This window comes from Ramlibacter sp. P4_H7 (genome assembly GCF_056400765.1).
In genome coordinates this window covers 434,738-451,938 of sequence record NZ_JBFUKP010000001.1, presented here as the reverse complement: position 1 = coordinate 451,938, position 17,201 = coordinate 434,738, and the positions used below count along the sequence as shown (strand labels likewise).

14 protein-coding genes are annotated in these 17,201 nt (G+C 66.8%); 10 read left to right on the top strand and 4 right to left on the bottom strand.

Annotated features, from left to right (window positions below; genetic code table 11):
• Positions 1–7 precede the first annotated feature (7 nt).
• Positions 8–1,315, bottom strand: coding sequence for a glutamate-1-semialdehyde 2,1-aminomutase (gene hemL / locus AC1DSA_RS02285; RefSeq protein WP_477885621.1), 1,308 nt, complete (start codon positions 1,313–1,315; stop codon positions 8–10).
• Positions 1,299–2,231 (bottom strand): bifunctional hydroxymethylpyrimidine kinase/phosphomethylpyrimidine kinase, encoded by a 933-nt coding sequence (thiD, locus tag AC1DSA_RS02280; RefSeq protein WP_477885619.1) that lies wholly within the window; start codon positions 2,229–2,231, stop codon positions 1,299–1,301. Before thiD ends, hemL begins: the two co-directional genes overlap by 17 nt.
• Before the next feature lie 92 nt (positions 2,232–2,323).
• Between thiD and AC1DSA_RS02275 the strand changes: the two genes are divergently transcribed.
• The 6 genes from AC1DSA_RS02275 (at position 2,324) to AC1DSA_RS02250 (ending at position 12,264) form a co-directional block, all read left to right on the top strand.
• A complete protein-coding gene (locus tag AC1DSA_RS02275) occupies positions 2,324–2,497 on the top strand; it encodes a rubredoxin (RefSeq protein WP_477885617.1) in 174 nt (57 codons plus the stop codon).
• Between the two features lie 70 nt (positions 2,498–2,567).
• The gene (locus tag AC1DSA_RS02270) at positions 2,568–2,951 is read left to right on the top strand and encodes a response regulator (RefSeq protein ID WP_477885615.1); all 384 of its coding nucleotides are present in this window, start codon (positions 2,568–2,570) and stop codon (positions 2,949–2,951) included.
• Between the two features lie 11 nt (positions 2,952–2,962).
• On the top strand, positions 2,963–3,328 hold the full coding sequence (locus AC1DSA_RS02265; RefSeq protein ID WP_477885614.1) for a response regulator transcription factor: 366 nt from the start codon (positions 2,963–2,965) through the stop codon (positions 3,326–3,328).
• A gap of 22 nt (positions 3,329–3,350) precedes the next feature.
• Positions 3,351–3,881 (top strand): chemotaxis protein CheW, encoded by a 531-nt coding sequence (locus AC1DSA_RS02260; protein ID WP_477885612.1) that lies wholly within the window; start codon positions 3,351–3,353, stop codon positions 3,879–3,881.
• A 19-nt stretch (positions 3,882–3,900) separates the two neighbouring features.
• The gene (locus AC1DSA_RS02255; protein ID WP_477885611.1) at positions 3,901–6,153 is read left to right on the top strand and encodes a methyl-accepting chemotaxis protein; all 2,253 of its coding nucleotides are present in this window, start codon (positions 3,901–3,903) and stop codon (positions 6,151–6,153) included.
• A 63-nt stretch (positions 6,154–6,216) separates the two neighbouring features.
• A complete protein-coding gene (locus AC1DSA_RS02250) occupies positions 6,217–12,264 on the top strand; it encodes a hybrid sensor histidine kinase/response regulator (protein WP_477885609.1) in 6,048 nt (2,015 codons plus the stop codon).
• Between the two features lie 16 nt (positions 12,265–12,280).
• Here the strand turns inward: AC1DSA_RS02250 and AC1DSA_RS02245 are convergent, their stop codons facing one another.
• Entirely contained in the window at positions 12,281–13,429 is a 1,149-nt protein-coding gene (locus AC1DSA_RS02245) for a DUF5996 family protein (protein WP_477885607.1), read from the bottom strand.
• Positions 13,430–13,432: 3 nt separating this feature from the next.
• On the opposite strand from AC1DSA_RS02245, the gene AC1DSA_RS02240 reads away from it, so the two are divergent.
• Positions 13,433–14,212, top strand: a complete 780-nt coding sequence (locus AC1DSA_RS02240) for an alpha/beta fold hydrolase (RefSeq protein ID WP_477885605.1) — start codon at positions 13,433–13,435, stop codon at positions 14,210–14,212.
• On the opposite strand, the gene AC1DSA_RS02235 is transcribed toward AC1DSA_RS02240, so the two are convergent.
• Positions 14,199–15,629, bottom strand: a complete 1,431-nt coding sequence (locus tag AC1DSA_RS02235) for a cryptochrome/photolyase family protein (protein ID WP_477885962.1) — start codon at positions 15,627–15,629, stop codon at positions 14,199–14,201. The genes AC1DSA_RS02240 and AC1DSA_RS02235 overlap by 14 nt on opposite strands.
• 44 nt (positions 15,630–15,673) lie before the next feature.
• Between AC1DSA_RS02235 and AC1DSA_RS02230 the strand changes: the two genes are divergently transcribed.
• From AC1DSA_RS02230 to pyrR, 3 genes are read left to right on the top strand one after another with little or no spacing between them, the layout of a single operon-like run.
• Positions 15,674–16,273: a YqgE/AlgH family protein gene (locus tag AC1DSA_RS02230; protein ID WP_477885603.1), complete on the top strand. Its 600-nt coding sequence runs from the start codon at positions 15,674–15,676 to the stop codon at positions 16,271–16,273.
• Positions 16,270–16,686 carry a Holliday junction resolvase RuvX gene (gene ruvX, locus AC1DSA_RS02225; RefSeq protein WP_477885601.1) on the top strand — a complete coding sequence of 139 codons (417 nt, stop codon included), beginning with the start codon at positions 16,270–16,272 and terminating at the stop codon, positions 16,684–16,686. Before AC1DSA_RS02230 ends, ruvX begins: the two co-directional genes overlap by 4 nt.
• Positions 16,683–17,201 carry a bifunctional pyr operon transcriptional regulator/uracil phosphoribosyltransferase PyrR gene (gene pyrR, locus AC1DSA_RS02220; RefSeq protein ID WP_477885599.1) on the top strand — a complete coding sequence of 173 codons (519 nt, stop codon included), beginning with the start codon at positions 16,683–16,685 and terminating at the stop codon, positions 17,199–17,201. The genes ruvX and pyrR overlap by 4 nt, the downstream gene beginning before the upstream one ends.

Sequence of the window (17,201 nt, the reverse complement as noted above, 5' to 3'; positions counted from 1 at the left end):
CGTTCGATCAGGCCAGCGTCTTGAACACCTCGCGTGCGGCCTGCACGGTTTGCGCGATGTCGGCGTCCGTGTGCGCGGAGCTCACGAAGCCGGCTTCGTACAGGGCGGGCGCGATGTACACGCCCCGGTCGAGCAGTCCGTGGAACAACTTGCCGAACTTCGGCGAATCGCTCTGCATCACGGCGGGATAGTTCTGCGGCAATTGCGGCAGCAGGAAGAAGCCGAACATGCCGCCTTCGCAGTCGGCGGAGAAGGGGACGCCCGTTTCAGCCGCGGCGGCCTGCAGGCCGTCGACCAGCGACTTCGTTTTCCGCGCGAGGGCAGGGAAGAAGTCGGGTCGCGAGATCTCCTTGAGGGTCGCGAGGCCGCAGGCGGTGGCCACCGGATTGCCCGACAGCGTGCCTGCCTGGTAGACAGGGCCCAGGGGCGCCAGTCGCTCCATCAGGGCGCGGGCACCACCGAAGGCCGCGAGCGGCATGCCGCCGCCGATCACTTTGCCCATCACGGTGATGTCGGGTGCGAATCCGCGGATCTGCCTGGCGTAAACACTCTGAGCGCCGCCCAGCGCGACACGGAAGCCGGTCATCACCTCGTCGAACACGAGCAATGCGCCATGTTGCGTGCACAGCTCGCGGCAACGCTTCATGAAAGGCACGTTGGCGCGCACGAAGTTCATGTTGCCGGCGATCGCTTCGATCACGATGCAGGCGAGCTCACGGCCATGCGTGGCGAAGGCCTCTTCCAGCTGCTGGATGTTGTTGTATTCCAGGACCATCGTGTGCTGCACCACTTCGGGCGGCACGCCGGCGCTGGTGGGGTGGCCGAAGGTGGCGAGCCCGGAGCCCGCCTTCACCAGCAGCGCATCGGCGTGGCCGTGGTAGCAGCCCTCGAACTTGATGATGCGGCTGCGGCCGGTGGCGCCGCGCGCGAGGCGGATCGCGCTCATGGCCGCTTCGGTGCCGGAGCTGACCAGCCGCACCATCTCCACCGACGGCACGTGCTTCACGATCTCCTCGGCCAACTCGATTTCGCGTTCGGTCGGGGCTCCGAAGGAGAAGCCTTCCAGCACGGCCTTCTGCACGGCTTCCACCACGCGGGGGTGGCCGTGGCCCAGGATCATGGGACCCCAGGAACCGATGTAGTCGATGTAGCGGGTGTCGTTGGCGTCCCAGAAGTAAGCGCCTTGCGCACGCTGCACGAAGCGGGGCGTGCCGCCGACGGCGCGGAACGCGCGCACCGGCGAGTTCACGCCACCGGGGATGAGCGCGCGGGCGCGGTCGAACAGTTGCTGGTTCTTGTCAGTGCTTGGTGTCATGCGCAGGAAGGTCGAAGGCCGAAGGGCCGTTGCTCGTGCCGTCCTCGTCGTCGGCTTCCTCGGAGTCGGGCTGGGCCCAGAACAACCGGTCGGGCACGACATTTCCCATGCCCGGGCGGAAGCCGCCGTCGAGGCAGCGGTCCAGATAGGCCAGCGATTCGCCGGCGGCGGCCGTGAGGTCGGCACCTCCCGCGACCAGGGCGGCAAGCGCGGCGGACAGCGTGTCCCCGGCGCCGGAGAACACCGCGTCGAAACGCTCGAACTTTTCGTTCGCCAGCACGGCCTGCGGCGTGGCCAGCACGTTGTCGACGAACTGGTCCGGCAGCGGCACGCCGGTGACGAGCGTGTAGGGCACGCCCATCTCGGATGCGGCTTTTGCAATGTCGCGCGCCGTGGGACTGCGTTCGTTGTTCCACTCCGGCAACAGCCATCGCCACAGCGTGCTGTGGTTTCCTACCAACACGGTGGTCTGCGGCAACATCAGTTCGCGGAACGCGTCTTCGTAGAGATCCGTCGGTCCTTCATCCCACCACGACAACGCCGGCATGTAAGAGATGACGGGCACGTCCGGATAGTCCGCGGTGATCTCCGCGATGGTGCTCAGTGTCTCCGGACTGCCCACGAATCCAACCTTGATCACCTGCACCGGGACGTCCTCGAGGATCGTGCGCGCCTGCTCGGCGACCGCATCTTCATCGAAGGCGAAATGGTCGAACACTTCGGCGGTGTCACGCACGTAGGCACCGGTGACGATGGGCAGGGGATGCGCACCGACCGACGCGATCGCAGTGATGTCCGCAGCGAGTCCACCTGCACCGCTCGGGTCGCTCGCGTTGAACACCAACACGCACGCCGGTCCCTGGTCGTCGCCTTCGGGCTGCGAGGGCTTCGTCTCGATAGGTGTGGAATTAGTCATGGGCCCGTGATCTTCGCTGTGGCGCGCCGACGATTTCGTAGGCAGAGGGCCTAGATACAATCGTTGCATTCTAAGCGAAGGCCCTTTAAGCTGTGACCGAGACAAAAACCTGGATGTGTCTGATTTGCGGGTGGATTTACGACGAATCCGCTGGTGCTGCGGAACATGGAATTTCCCCCGGGACACCGTGGGACCAAGTGCCCATGAACTGGACTTGCCCCGAATGCGGGGCGCGCAAGGAAGACTTCGAAATGGTCCAGATCTGAGAAAGCGGCGTTGGGGCGAGTCTGAGGAGATGCCGCACCTCGAGAAGTTACAAGTGAGGAGAGGCGTCAAGTGAGCACCACTGGATTGAAGGTGTTGGTGATCGATGACAGCAACACCATCCGGCGCAGTGCGGAGATCTTCCTGAAGCAGGGCGGCCACGAGGTCATGCTGGCCGAAGACGGCTTTGACGCCCTCTCCAAGGTCAACGACTACGAGCCCAACCTGATCTTCTGCGACATCCTGATGCCCCGGCTGGACGGTTACCAGACCTGCGCGATCATCAAGCGCAACGCCAAGTTCTCGTCCGTTCCCGTGGTCATGCTGTCTTCCAAGGACGGCGTGTTCGACAAGGCCCGCGGCCGCATGGTCGGCTCGCAGGACTACCTGACCAAACCCTTCACCAAAGACCAGCTGCTGCAGACCGTGCAGCAGTTCGGCAGCGCGAAACAATAAGGAGAGAGGCGATGGCCATCCGCAAAGTACTCGTGGTCGATGATTCGAAGACCGAGTTGATGTTCATGACGGACCTGCTGCAAAAGAACGGCTTTTCCGTCAAGACTGCCGAGAGCGCTGAAGACGCGTTCCGCAGGCTGGGCGAGGAGAAGCCCGATCTGATCCTGATGGACGTGGTGATGCCCGGCCAGAACGGTTTCCAGCTGACCCGCGCGATCACGCGCGACCCACAGTTCGCCGACGTGCCCATCATCATGTGCACGAGCAAGAACCAGGAAACCGACCGGGTCTGGGGAATGCGGCAAGGCGCGCGCGACTACATCACCAAGCCGGTGGACTCCGCCGAGCTCATGGCCAAGATCAAGGCCCTGGGCTGAGAGCGGCGCGCCGCACCCTCTCATGGCCAATCGCGAAGCCCTCCGCGAACTGCAAAGCCGGCTCGCCAGCCGGCTGCAGGCAGCCCGGACCGAGGGCGTGCAGGCTGGCTGGCTCGCGGTGGAAACCGCCGGCAGCAAGTACCTGTTTCCGCTGAGCCAATCCGGCGAAATCTTTCCGTACGCCGCTACGCAGACGGTTCCCTATACGCAGAGCTGGTTTCTCGGCGTGGCCAACCTGCGCGGTGGCCTGTATGGGGTGGTCGATCTGGCGAGTTACGTCAGCGGCAGGCCGCCGACACAGCGATCCGACGCGGCGCGCGCCGAGTCTCGCCTCGTTGCGCTCAACCAGTTGCTCGAAATCAATTGCGCCCTGTTGATCGACCGGCTCGCCGGATTGCGCAACATGGACGCATTCGTCTCGTCCAGCGATGCTCCCGAAGGCTCTCCGGACTACTTCGGCAGCGGCTACACCGATGCCAGTGGCGCCTACTGGCAGGAAATCAATCTGCAGGCGCTGTCTCAACAATCGCAATTCCTGAGCATCAGCGCTTAGACCTCCCGAAGGCACCACCATGTCCGTCGTCTTTTCTCTGAAGAACCTGTTCGGCAAGAAGCCTCCCGAGGAAGCCGATCCCTCCGTGACCCAGAACCTCAGCTTCGGCACGCCGGATCCGACCACGGCCACCATCGAGGCGGGAAGCACGCAGAACGAGAGCACCATCGGCGAGGACTCGATCGTCGAGGAGATCGATCAGGCTGAACTCATCTCTGTGCCGCTGCTTGGACGACGCACGACGGCGACCCACCAGCGGATTCTGTTCACCCTGCTGGCGCTCGCGCTGGCGGTACTGGGAACGGTGGCCGGTGTGGCGGTGACGCAGGCCGACAAGGTGGCCCAGCAGGTGGCTGGCACGGGTAACTCGCTGATGCAGTCGCAGCGGCTTGCCAAGTCGGTGTCCCAGGCGCTCATCGGCAGCCCTCAGGCCTTCCCGGACGTGAAGGAATCCGCGCAGGTGCTGGCGCAGACGGTGCGAGGCTTCAAGGACGGCGACGCCAACCTGCGCCTGGCGCCTATTTCTGAAGACCTGCAAGGCGACCTGCAGAAAATCTTCCCGCTGATGCAGCGCGCTGAAAAGAATGCGCAGACCGTGCTGAGCCAGCAGAAGATCCTGACGCAGGTGGGTGCGGCGCTGCGCACCATCAACCGCCAGTCTTCGGACCTGCTGGAAATCGCCGAGACGGTGTCCTCCCTCAAGCTGCAGCAGAACGCGAACCCGGCGGAGATCTCCGCTGCCGGTCAGCTCGTGATGCTGACGCAGCGGATCGGCAAGTCGGCGAACGAGTTCCTGACGATGGAGGGTGTCTCGCCGGAAGCCGTGTTCCTGCTTGGCAAGGACCTGAACTCTTTCAAGGAAATCGCGCAGGGCCTGATGGATGGCAGCCCCGAGCTGCGTTTGCCGGGTTCGAAAGATGAACAGACGCGCGAGCGTCTGGACGCGCTCCTGAAGCTGTACGAGCAGACCCGCACGCAGGCTGGCGCCATTCTGGGCAACCTGCAAGGCCTGGTCTCTGCGCGTGAAGCTCAGGCTTCCATCATTGCGGACTCGGAACCGCTTCGCCGGCAGCTGGAAGACCTCCAGGGCAAGCTGTCCGCGCAGACTGGTCTCGGCGCCGGCTCCCTGGCGACCCTGGCCCTTGCCGCTGCCTTCGCCATCCTGTGCGCCTTCGGACTCGCTTACGTGCAGCTGCAGGACAGCCGCACCCGCCAGGAGCGCGCCGAGAACATGCGGCAGGAAGCCGAGCGCCAGGAGCAGGAAGCCAAGCGCGTGAACGACGCGAACCAAGCCGCCATTCTTCGGCTGATGAACGAACTGCAATCGGTGGCCGAAGGCGACCTCACGCAGGAAGCAACCGTGACCGAGGACATCACCGGCGCCATCGCCGACTCGGTGAACTACACGGTGGAAGAGTTGCGCCAGCTGGTGGGCAGCGTGCAGACCACGGCGACCAAGGTGGCCCAGACGACGGCGCAGGTGGAAAGCACCTCGACCGAACTGCTTGCGGCTTCGACCGAGCAGCTGCGCGAGATTCGCGAAACTGGCCAGTCGGTGCTCGACATGGCGGGCCGCATCAATACCGTGTCGGGTCAAGCGCAGGAGTCTGCCCAGGTGGCGCGCCAATCGCTGAAAGCCGCCGAGCAGGGCCTCCAGGCCGTGCAGAACGCGATCGGCGGTATGAACGCCATTCGCGACCAGATCCAGGAAACGTCGAAGCGGATCAAGCGGCTTGGCGAATCCTCGCAGGAGATCGGCGAAATCACCGAACTGATTTCGGACATCACGGAACAGACCAACGTGCTGGCCCTGAACGCAGCCATCCAGGCCGCGTCGGCCGGTGAAGCGGGACGCGGCTTCTCGGTGGTTGCGGAAGAAGTGCAGCGACTGGCTGAGCGCTCCGCGGACGCGACGCGCCAGATTTCGGCGCTGGTGAAGGCGATTCAGACGGACACGCAGGACGCGGTGGCCGCCATGGAACGTTCGACGCAGGGCGTGGTGGAAGGGGCCAAGCTGTCCGACAACGCAGGTACTGCTCTGACCGAGATCGACCAGGTGTCGCGCCGGCTTGCGGACCTCATTGAGCAGATCTCGCAGTCCGCATCCCGGGAAGCCGAGTCGGCGAACGTGGTGGCCGGCAACATCCAGCACATCTTCGCGGTGACGGAGCAGACCGGTGAAGGAACGCGGTCGACCGCGCAGCAGGTTCGCGAACTGACCCGGATGGCGGAAGAACTGCGCCAGTCGGTGTCGCGATTCAAGATCGCATAAGAGAAGGCAGCGGGCGTCGCGGGAGCCGCCCACCGCGCAGAGCGTCAGCAGACGGAACACTCAATGCAAGCAGCCCAAGAAACCGATCTGGCGAACAATGACCTGGGCCCCCTGGCCTGGGTGCTGGACGAACTGCGCAAGTCCCTCGAGTCCGCTTCGTCCGCGTTGCGCCGCTTCGTGCGCGATGCCGCGCAAGCGAGGGGCGAGGACCTCACCAACGTCGACAACGGCCACCTGCGCATTGCCCGCCAGCACATGCACCAGGCGGTCGGCGCGCTGGAGATGGTCGGCCTGGCCGCGCCCGCGCACATGCTGCGCAGCATGGAGGCCGTCGCGCAAAAGTTCGTCGAGCGGCCGGAGCTTTGCACCGAGGCCGCCGCGGCCAAAGTGGAGCGCGCCGGCTTCGCCCTCACCGAATTTCTCGAAGCCTTGCTGGGCGGCAAGAACGTGTCGACCCTGTCGCTGTTCCTGCAATACAAGGACGTCCAGGACCTCGCGGGTGGCGATCGCGTGCACCCAGCCGACCTCTGGGGCATGGACTGGCGCTGGAACGATTTCCCGGCGCCGTCAGCGGCACCTTTGGCCTATGACGTCACCGTCCGTGGGCGCATGGACCAGGCCGTGCTGCGCATCGTCAAGTCTGCCGACGCGGCGGCCGGCAAGGATCTGGTCGCGGTGAGCCTGGGGCTCGCGGCGGCGCAGGACGCGCGTCAGCCGAAGATCTTCTGGAAGATCGCCGCGGGCTACTTCGAAGCCATTGCGCAAGGCCTGTTGCCGGCCGATGTCTACGTCAAGCGGGCCGCCTCGCGCGTGCTGCTCCAGTACGCATCGCTCGCAAAGGGCGACCCGGCCGTCTCGGATCGGCTCGCCCAGGACCTCGTTTTCTTCTGCGCGCAGGCAGCGCCTGACTCTCCGGTGCCCGCACTGAGTGCGGTGCGCCAGGGCTACGCACTGACGGCCTCGAAGCCGGTGGATTACGCCAGCAGTCCCTTTGGCCGCTTCGATCCGCTGCTGCTCACGCAACTGCGCAAGCGAATCGCCGCGTGCAAGGAAACCTGGTCCGCGGTTTCGGGTGGCGAGGCCCACAAGGTCAAGGGAGTCGGCGAGCAGTTCGGCGCGTTGTGCGACACGCTGGTGAAGCTCTATCCCGCAGCCCAGCCGCTGGCCGGGGCACTGGCTTCCGCCGTTGACACGGTGGTCAAGGGCAACAAGGCGCCCAGCGCCGAGATGGCAATGGAAGTTGCCACGGCCGTGCTTTACCTTGAGGCTGCCTTCCAGGACCTCGACCCGAACGACCAGCAGCTGGCCGATCGGACCGCGCGACTCTCCGAACGGTTGAAGAAAGTCGTTCAGGGGGGACATCCCGAACCGCTGGAGCATTGGGTCGAAGATCTCTATCGGCGCGTGAGCGATAAGCAAACCATGGGAAGCGTGGTGGGCGAGCTGCGCGGCACGATGGCGGAACTGGAAAAACTGCTGGACCAGTTCTTCCGCAACCCTGCCGACAAGGGCCCTCTGCGCGACGCGCCAAACTTCCTCGCGCAGATGCGGGGGGTGCTGTCCGTATTGGGACTCGACCAGGCCGCACAAGCCGTGCTGCGGATGCGCGAAACGGTGGAAGACACCATCACCACCGAAGTCGAGGAGGAGCAGGTGCGGACGGCCGGCACCTTCGACAAGCTGGGCGTCAACCTCGGTGCGCTCGGCTTCCTGATCGACATGCTGAACTACCAGCCCACGCTGGCCAAGAAGCTGTTCGTGTGGGACGACGTGCACGCGGAGCTGCGTCCGCTGATGGGCCGTGCCGAATTGCCCCGGCCGGCCGTTGAGCCGGGTTCGGCTTCTTCGGACATTGCGCATGCGATTTCATCCTCGATCACCGCCGAGGCCGCAACTCCTTCGCTGGAGCTGCCCTCGCTGGAACTCGCGACCGCTTCGTCCCCTGTTCCGTCGGCTTCCGCAGTGCGCACCGCAGCGCCAGTCGCGTCGGCGCCTGCCAGCGCGACGGCCGCGGCGCAAGACGACGACGGTGACGAAGAATTGCGCGAGATCTTCCTGGAGGAAGCGCGCGAAGTCGTCCAGAACGGCATGAATGCGCTGCAGGTTCTGTCCGAGGAGCCGAAGAACGTGGCGGAGCTGACGACCCTGCGCCGGGCGTTCCATACGCTCAAAGGCAGCTCGCGCATGGTGGGCCTCAATGAGTTCGGCGAGGCGGCCTGGGCACTCGAGCAGGTTCTCAACACCTGGCTGGCCGACCAGAAGCCGGCCACTGACGACCTGCTTTCGCTGTCCACCGACGCGCTACAGGCCTTCGGTCGCTGGGTCGATGACATCGCGAAGGGGACGGACGCGGCCTGGAAGGCTTCGGTGTTCCGGGATGCAGGCGAAGCCATGCGTTCCGAGCAACGGCTGGTGGCCTTGGTTGTGCCGGCCGCTGCGGTCATGGAGCATGCGCCAGCAGCGCAAGGAGCGCCAGCGCAGGACGCCGACATTCTCTCGAATCTGTTGGCCATCGACCAGAGCGCCGGGGCCGCAGAGGAAGTCACGCTCGACGCGCCGACCGCACTTCCGCCCGCTGCCACTGGGGCGGAACTGACGTTTTCGCTGGACCTCGATGCACCCGCTTCGACCGTGGCGACGCCCGCGAACGGCGATCTGCCAGCCATGGAGTTCGATCTCGGGGATCGCGCCGAGCTGTTGGCCGCCGCTCCTGCGGGAGCCGAGGTGTCCGAGCTCAGCGCCGATGAACTTCCCTCGGAATTCGCAGAGTTCGGCATCACTCCTGAACCGGCGCGGACCGACGCGCTGAACGCTTCGACCGCGTCCTTGCCGCAACAGGACATCCCCGAGCTGGTCAACACGGCCATCCTGCCGAAGATGGATTTCGGATTTCCCGCGCCGGTGCAGTCGGCCGAAGCGCCGATGGAGATCGCCGCCATCGACTTCTCCAGCCTGTCAGCCGCAACCGGTCCGCTGGCGACGGGCGAAGTGCCCATGGCGCCGCTGGACGCGTTCCACATCGACCTGCCCGAGACCTCGTCCGAGGCGGAAGCGATGGAAGCGGCCGCGCCGACGCGCGACGAACAGGTCAAGGTGATCGGCGACCTGCGCATCGGCATCCCGCTGTACAACGTGTACCTCAACGAGGCGGATGAGTGGTCGCGCCGGCTGGCCACCGAGATCAGCGAGTGGACGCTGGAAATGAACAAGGCCGTGCCGGACTCCGCCGTCGGATGGGCGCACGCGCTCGCGGGCAGCTCTGCCACCGTGGGATTCCAAGCGTTGTCGGACATCGCGCGGGCGCTCGAGGCCGCGTTGCAGCACACGCAGTCGCTCGCGGAGGGCACTCCGCAGCATGCCCGCACGTTCACCGAGGCAGCGGAGGAAGTTCGTCGCCTGCTGCACCAGTTCGCTGCCGGTTTCCTGAAGGAAGCGGACCCGCGCCTGTTGCAGGACTTGCAGGATCTCAAGGACGCCGAAGGGGAATCGCGTGCGGACGTCCCGGAGGAGCTGCCCATCTCAGGGTTCGCGGACCTCGGCCTCAATCCGCCCCCTCTGGCCGCACCGTCCGCGCCCATGGTTCCGCAGGCGCCCATCGCAAGACCCGCCACCTTCGTGCAAGCAGCCACACCGCGCAAGCCGCTGGTGCACGCCGATGACGAGGAAGAACTCGACGTCGTCGACGCGATCGATCCCGACCTGTTCCCGATCTTCGAGGAAGAGGCCGCGGAACTCATGCCTTCCCTGGGCAGCGCACTGCGCGCTTGGGTGGCCCATCCCCAGCAGCGCGAACCGCGCGACCAGGTGTTGCGCGCTCTGCACACGCTCAAGGGCAGTGCCCGTCTGGCCGGCGCGCTCCAGCTGGGTGAACTGGCGCACCGGATGGAATCCGAGGTCGAGTACCTTGGCCAGGACGACGTGCACGTGGCTGACATCGAGGCCCTGCTGCAACGTTTCGACACGATGCAGGCGCGCTTCGACACGCTGCGGGCCACCGGAGGTTTCGCTCCGGCGGACGCGGCTACGGCAGAACCCGGGGCGGCCCTGGCGGCCAACCACCCGGCCGCGCCACTGCAGTCAATCACGCCCATGCAGGCGCCGGGCAAACCCGTGGAAGCCGCGCCGGTTCAGTCACGGCCCGTTGAGATCCAGGCGCCCCCTGCCGCACCGGTGCAGGCGCCCGCTATCTCCCGCACCGCGATCGCGATGCCGGTCCAGACGAGCGTCACCTCCGCGCGCCAGGCTTCGAACCAGGCCGTGCGTGTTCGCTCGCAGCTCCTCGATCGGCTGGTGACTCAGGCCGGCGAGGTGATGATCACCCGCTCGCGCCTCGAATCCGAGCTGCGCCAGCTGCGCGGCTCGCTTGGCGACCTGACGGGCAACCTGGATCGCCTGCGCACCCAGTTGCGGGAAATCGAGCTGCAGGCCGAATCCCAGATGCAATCGCGCATGGCGCAGGCGAAGGACACGGCGGCCGGCTTCGACCCGCTGGAGTTCGACCGATTCACCCGCGTACAGGAACTGACCCGCCTCATGGCCGAGTCGGTGAACGACGTGGCCACCGTGCAGCGGAACATCCACCGCGTCGTGGAAGCGACCGAAGACGACCTGATTGCGCAGGCTCGGCAGACCCGCGAACTGCAGCGTGACCTGCTGCGCACTCGCATGGTGGAGTTCGAAGGCATCTCCGACCGTCTCTACCGCGTGGTGCGGTTGGCCGCCAAGGAAAGCGCGAAGCAGGTCAAGCTGGACATCCTCGGCGGCTCCATCGAGATGGACCGTGGCGTGCTGGACCGCATGACGCCGGCGTTCGAGCACCTGCTGCGCAACTGCGTGGCCCACGGCATCGAAACGCCGGAAGGCCGGGCAGCCGCCGGCAAGGATGCCGCCGGCAGCATCACCATTCACGTGCGCCACGAAGGCAACGACGTCTCCGTGGAATTCCAGGACGATGGCGCCGGCCTCAACGTCTCCCGGATCCGCGAGAAAGCGATCCAGCAGGGCTTGATCGCGCCGCACCAACAGCTGTCCGATGCCGAAGCCGCCAACCTGATCTTCCTGCCCGGCTTTTCCACGGCGCAGCAGGTGACAGAACTCGCCGGACGTGGAATCGGCATGGACGTCGTGCGCGCGGAAGTGAACGCGCTGGGCGGCCGCATCGAGACCACCACCCAGGCCGGTCGCGGCACCAGCTTCAGGCTGGTGCTGCCGCTGACCACTGCCGTAACGCAGGTGGTCATGGTGCGATCGGGCAAGCTCGCAATCGGAGTACCGGCCAACCTCGTGGAACTGGTTCGCCGCGCCAGCCTGAAGGAAGTCCAGCAAGCGTACAACGCCGGCACGTTCGATTTCGCCGGTGAACAGCTGCCGTTCTTCTGGTCCGGCGGCCTGCTGCAGTCCTCCGCGCGCAGCTCGGAGCCTCAGGGCAAGACGCTACCGGTGGTCGTGTTCCGTTCCGCCGCGCAGCGAGTGGCGGTGCACGTCGACGAAGTTCTGGGCAACCAGGAAGTGGTGGTGAAGAACCTCGGCCCGCAGATGGCGCGACTGCCGGGCCTCGCCGGCATGACCGTGCTGGCGTCCGGGGCCGTGGTGCTGATCTACAACCCGGTGGCGCTGGCGCAGGTGTATGGCGAGCAGGCGCGCGCAATGAGCGCCGACCATGCGCAGCCCGAGATGCTGGAGCAGTCAGGCAAGGCCGGCGTGCCGGTGGCAGCGATTCCGGCGGCGCCCGCGGTGCCGTTGGTGCTGGTGGTGGACGACTCGATCACCGTGCGCCGCGTGACGCAGCGCCTGCTCACGCGCGAAGGCTATCGCGTGGCGCTGGCCGCCGACGGCCTGCAGGCGCTGGAGCGGCTGGCCGAAGAGCTGCCGTCGGTGGTGCTGTCGGACATCGAGATGCCGCGCATGGACGGTTTCGACTTGGCGCGCAACATCCGCGGCGACGCCCGCCTCTCGCACCTGCCGATCGTGATGATCACCTCGCGCATCGCCGAGAAGCACCGCGAACACGCGAAGGAACTGGGCGTCAACCACTACCTGGGCAAGCCTTACTCCGAAGAAGAGCTCCTCAGCCTGGTGAAGCACTATTGCACGCAGGCCGTCACGGCCTGACGCTGCTGCGAGTGCCTCATTGACTGCCGCCTGCGGGCGGCAGTTTCGCTTCCAGCGCCTCCCGATCCCAGCCAGCGGTCACGGCCGCGGCCTCGTAGCTGGATTGCAGGAATGCCAGCAGTGTCGCGTCCGGATCTTCCGCCGTCCGCACGGCGTCGTAAGGCAGGATGAATTCGTGCAGCGCCTGGCTGTAGAAGGCCTGCGCCGGTTGAACCGGCCATTGCGCGAACCCAGCCGGTTCCGGATAGGCATACGAATAGAACGCCGGATAGCCGAGGCCAGTGCCCGCCCAGAAGCCGGCGGAGCTGACCTCGTGCGAATAAGCTTCCCGCACCACCCAGTCGGCAAGGTTGGGCACGCCGCCTGGATGGCGCGGCGCGGTGCGGCCCGAGAAGCGGGTGACGGCGAGATCCGCGGAGCCCCAGAAGAAATGCACGGGGCTGCACTTGCCCCCAAAGCGCGCGCGAAAGATGCGCAGCACTCGGTCGGCCTGCAGCAGCACGCGCCAATAGCGCTGCGCGGCTTCGCCGTCATAGGGCCGCGGTGCCGTGTCCTCCTCGAAGGGCGTCCCGTCGGGGATTTCGCAAGGCCTGGGATGGATCTCCATCGGCACCCCGAGCGAGTGCAGCGCCGCCCGCACGCGCGCGTAGAACCGCGCAACCGATTGGGACTCCAGCGGAACGGACGCGGAGCGGCCATCGCTCACCTCGATGCGCAGCTGGTGCGCCAGGAAATCGAAGTCCACCTGGTAGAAATGATCGCCGCAGGCGAGCGGACCGGTTCCCAGGCCGCGCGCCGTCAGCACCAGGGTCACATGCCAGGAGTGATTGGTCCAGGGCGCACAGGCAAGCCGCAGCTTCCCCACGACCTGGGTCCAGCGGTGCAGCGCGTCGTGCGTGCCTTGCCATTCGGCGAGGGGAAGCGGCGGCCAAGCGGCCGCAAAAGGGGGAGGGGTCATCGGTGCTCGGCAGTTGGTACAGGCATGCAGGAGGCATATAACCACCGAGAGCCGATGCGCACAACCATCTGCCCACTCCCCCCGGAGGTCCCCATGGCCATCGCCGATGCGGCAGCGCGAACCACTTCTTCCTCCATCACGCCGCGCGAGGCCGAACAGATCGCGCGGGCCAACGCCAGCGGCCTGCAGCCGGTCGTTTTCGTTCATGGGTTGTGGCTCCTGCCCAGCAGCTGGGACCGCTGGGCGGGCGTGTTCGAGCAGGCCGGCTACTCGGCGCTCACACCCGGCTGGCCGGACGATCCGCGGACGGTGGCTGAAGCGAACGCGCACCCCGAGGTGTTCGCGAACAAGACGGTGGGCCAGGTCGCCGATCACTTCGAAGCGATCATCCGCCAGCTCGAGCGCAAGCCGATCATCGTCGGCCATTCCTTCGGCGGGCTGCTGGTGCAGATCCTGGCCGGGCGCTCGCTGGCAGCGGCGTCGGTAGCCATCGATCCCGCGCCCTTCCGCGGCGTGCTGCCCTTGCCCTTGTCCGCACTGCGCTCGGCCTGGCCGGTGCTCGCCAATCCCGCCAATCGCCATCGCGCGGTATCGCTCACCTACGAGCAATTCCGATTCGCGTTCGCCAACGCGGTGAGCGAAGAGGAAGCGCGGGAGCTCTATGAAACCTTCGCCGTTCCCGCGGCCGGGGCGCCGATCTTCCAGGCAGCCGCGGCCAATCTGAATCCCTGGACGGAAGCGCGCGTGGACACCGACAATCCCGAGCGCGGCCCGCTGCTGATCATCTCCGGCGAGATGGACAACACGGTGCCCTGGGCGATCGCCAACGCCTCCTACCACCGCCAGAGCCGCAACGGAAACCTCACGGAGATCGTGGAAATGGCCAACCGCGGCCATGCACTCACCGTGGACAGCGGCTGGCGGGAAGTGGCCGCCACCTCGCTGCAGTTCGTGCGTCGCGTGCAGCCCTCGGCAGTCAGCCGCGCTTGACCACGGCGTAGCGGCGCAAAGTCGCCTCGCGCGCCTGCGCGTGATCGACGATGGGCCACGGATAGTCGCGGCCCAGAACAATGTCTGCGGCGGCGAGGTCCACCGGCCGTGCCGTCCAGGGGGCATGCAATGCCGCCTTGGGCAGCCTGGCCAACTGCGGCAGGTAGCGCAGGATGAACTTCCCGTCGGGGTCGAAGCGCTCGCTCTGGCTCACCGGATTGAAGATGCGGAAATAGGGTTGCGCATCGCAGCCCGAAGAGCTGGCCCATTGCCAGCCGCCGTTGTTGGATGCCAGTTCGAAGTCGTTGAGATGCTCGGCGAAGTAGCGTTCGCCCCGCCGCCAGTCGATCCCCAGGTCCTTGCACAGGAAGCTCGCAACCACCATGCGCAGGCGGTTGTGCATGTAGCCGGTGCGACGGATCTGCGCCATCGCTGCATCCACCAGCGGATAGCCCGTGCGACCTTGGCACCAGGCGACAAAGCGCTCCTCCGCCAGCGGCCCTTCCTCCCACCGGATGCGGTCGTATTCAGGCCGGAAACTCTCGCCGCGCCCCACCTGCGGGAAGTTGGCCAGCACCTGGAAGTAGAACTCGCGCCACACCAGTTCCTTGAGCCAGGTCGTCGCGCCGGCGTTGTCATGCCGGCGGGCCTCGCGCAGGAGGTGTCGGACGGACACCGTTCCGAAGCGCAGGTGCACGCCCAGGTAGCTGGGCCCCTTCACGGCCGGCAGGTCGCGCTGGACGTCGTAGCGGCCGATGCGGTCGACAAAGGAGTGCAGCAATTCGGCTGCGCCGGCGCTGCCCGGCGGAAGATGCAGTTCGCGCAGATTGGTGGCCTGGAATCCCAGCTGAGCGAGGCTCGGCACTGCTTGCCGGAATGCCGCCGGCCTTGGTGCCAGCCGGTCCGGCAACAGGTCCACCGCATGCGCCTGCAGGTCGGCGTCGTCCAGCCGTGCCAGCCACGCGCGGCAGTACGGGGTGAAGACGGAATAGGGCGTGCCCGCCTGCGTGAGCACCTCCCTGCCTTCGAAGACCACATGGTCCTTGAAGGTATGCAGCGCGATGCCGTTCGTCGCCAGGGCCGCGCGCACCTGCTGGTCGCGCTCGACGGCGGCCGGGTCTTCATCGTGGTTGGCGAACACAGCCTGCACGCCCAGCCGGGCTGCCAGTGCCGGGATTTCCCCGCTGGCGGTGCCGTGCACCGTGAGGAGCCCGCGCTCGGCACTGCCCAGCGATCGCAGGTCGGCATCCAGCGCCGCGGCGGATTCCCGGATGAATTCGAGCCGCCGGTCGGATCGCGGCAGCCCGTCGAGGATCGCGCGGTCGAACACGAAGACGCAGTGGACGGCGGCCGCCGCCCGCAGGGCCTGCGCCAGGGCGGCATTGTCCACGGCGCGCAGGTCCCGCCGGAACCACATCAGCGCCGAGGCATAGATCGTGTCCACCCTCTAAAATCTACCCCATGGCGACCGCAGACGATTCGATGAACCTGACGCACCACTTCCTGATCGCCATGCCCGGCTTGCAGGACGCGTCGTTCGCGCGCTCCGTGGTCTACCTGTGCGAGCACAGCCCGCGCGGCGCGCTGGGCCTCGTGATCAACAAGCCGACTGACATCAACCTGCGGAACCTGTTCGAGAAGGTGGACCTGCCGCTGGGCCGCGACGAGCTCGCACGCACGCCGGTGCTGCAGGGCGGGCCGGTGCAGACCGAGCGGGGTTTCGTGCTGCACGAGGCTGTGCACGCCGAGGGGCAGGACGCCGGCGAGTCCGTGTACGCATCGACCATGACGATTCCCGGCGGCCTGGAGATGACCACCTCCAAGGACGTGCTGGAGGCCATCGCCAGCGGCTCGGGACCGCGCAAGCTGCTGGTCACGCTGGGCTATTCCGCCTGGGGCGAGGGTCAGCTGGAGTCGGAACTGGCGGAAAACAGCTGGCTCACCGTGGACGCCGATCCCGCGGTCATCTTCGACACACCGATCGAGGAACGCTACGAAAAGGCCCTGTCGCTGCTGGGCCTGCAGTCGTGGATGCTCTCACCTGGAGCCGGTCACGCATGAGCGCGGCCCCCGCGCCCGACGTCCCCGCGCAGTTCCAGACTTTCCTCGCTTTCGATTTCGGCCTCAAGCGCACCGGTGTGGCCGTGGGCAACCGCATGCTGCGCACGGCGACGCCGCAGCCCACCATTCGCGCCGAAGGCGACGCGCGGCTGGCCGAGGCCGAGGCCCGGGTGCGGGAATGGCAGCCCGATGCCCTCGTGGTCGGCGTTCCCTTTCACCCGGATGGCGCGAGCCACGACAATACGGCCCGCGCGCGCAAGTTCGCGCGGCAGTTGCGCGGCCGCTGCGGCAAACCCGTCTACGAGGTGGACGAGCGCTACAGCACCACCGAGGCCCTGGCCTCGGGTGCGCGCGATGCCGACGCGGCCAGCGCCTGCATCATCCTGGAACAGTTCCTGAGGAGCCTGCCTTGAATCCCGCCCATTCCCCCGGCGCACTGACACTCGACGCCGAGGCGCTGTACCGCGAGCTGCTGCGCGGCGTCCAGCAACTGTGCCAGGCCGACACCCGGCTGGTGGGGGTGACTTCCGGTGGGGCCTGGCTGGCCGAACGCCTGCAGAAGGACCTGAAGCTGCCCGGAGAGCCGGGCGTGATCTCCTCGGCCATGCACCGCGACGATTTCGCGCGGCGCGGCCTGTCCGCTACCGCCCAGACCCGGCTCGACTTCGACGTGAACGGCGCCCGCATCCTGATCCTGGACGACGTGCTCTACACCGGGCGAACCATCCGCGCGGTGCTCAACGAACTGTTCGATTACGGCCGGCCGGCCGCGGTCGCGCTGGCGGTGCTGGTGGACCGCGGCGGCCGCGAACTGCCGGTGCAAGCGGACTACGCGGCGGCGCGGGTGGCGCTGCCGCCGGACCAGGCGCTGGCGCTCGCCCGCGACGCCAAGGGCCGCTTCAGCTTCGAGGTCGAGCGCGCGCACTGA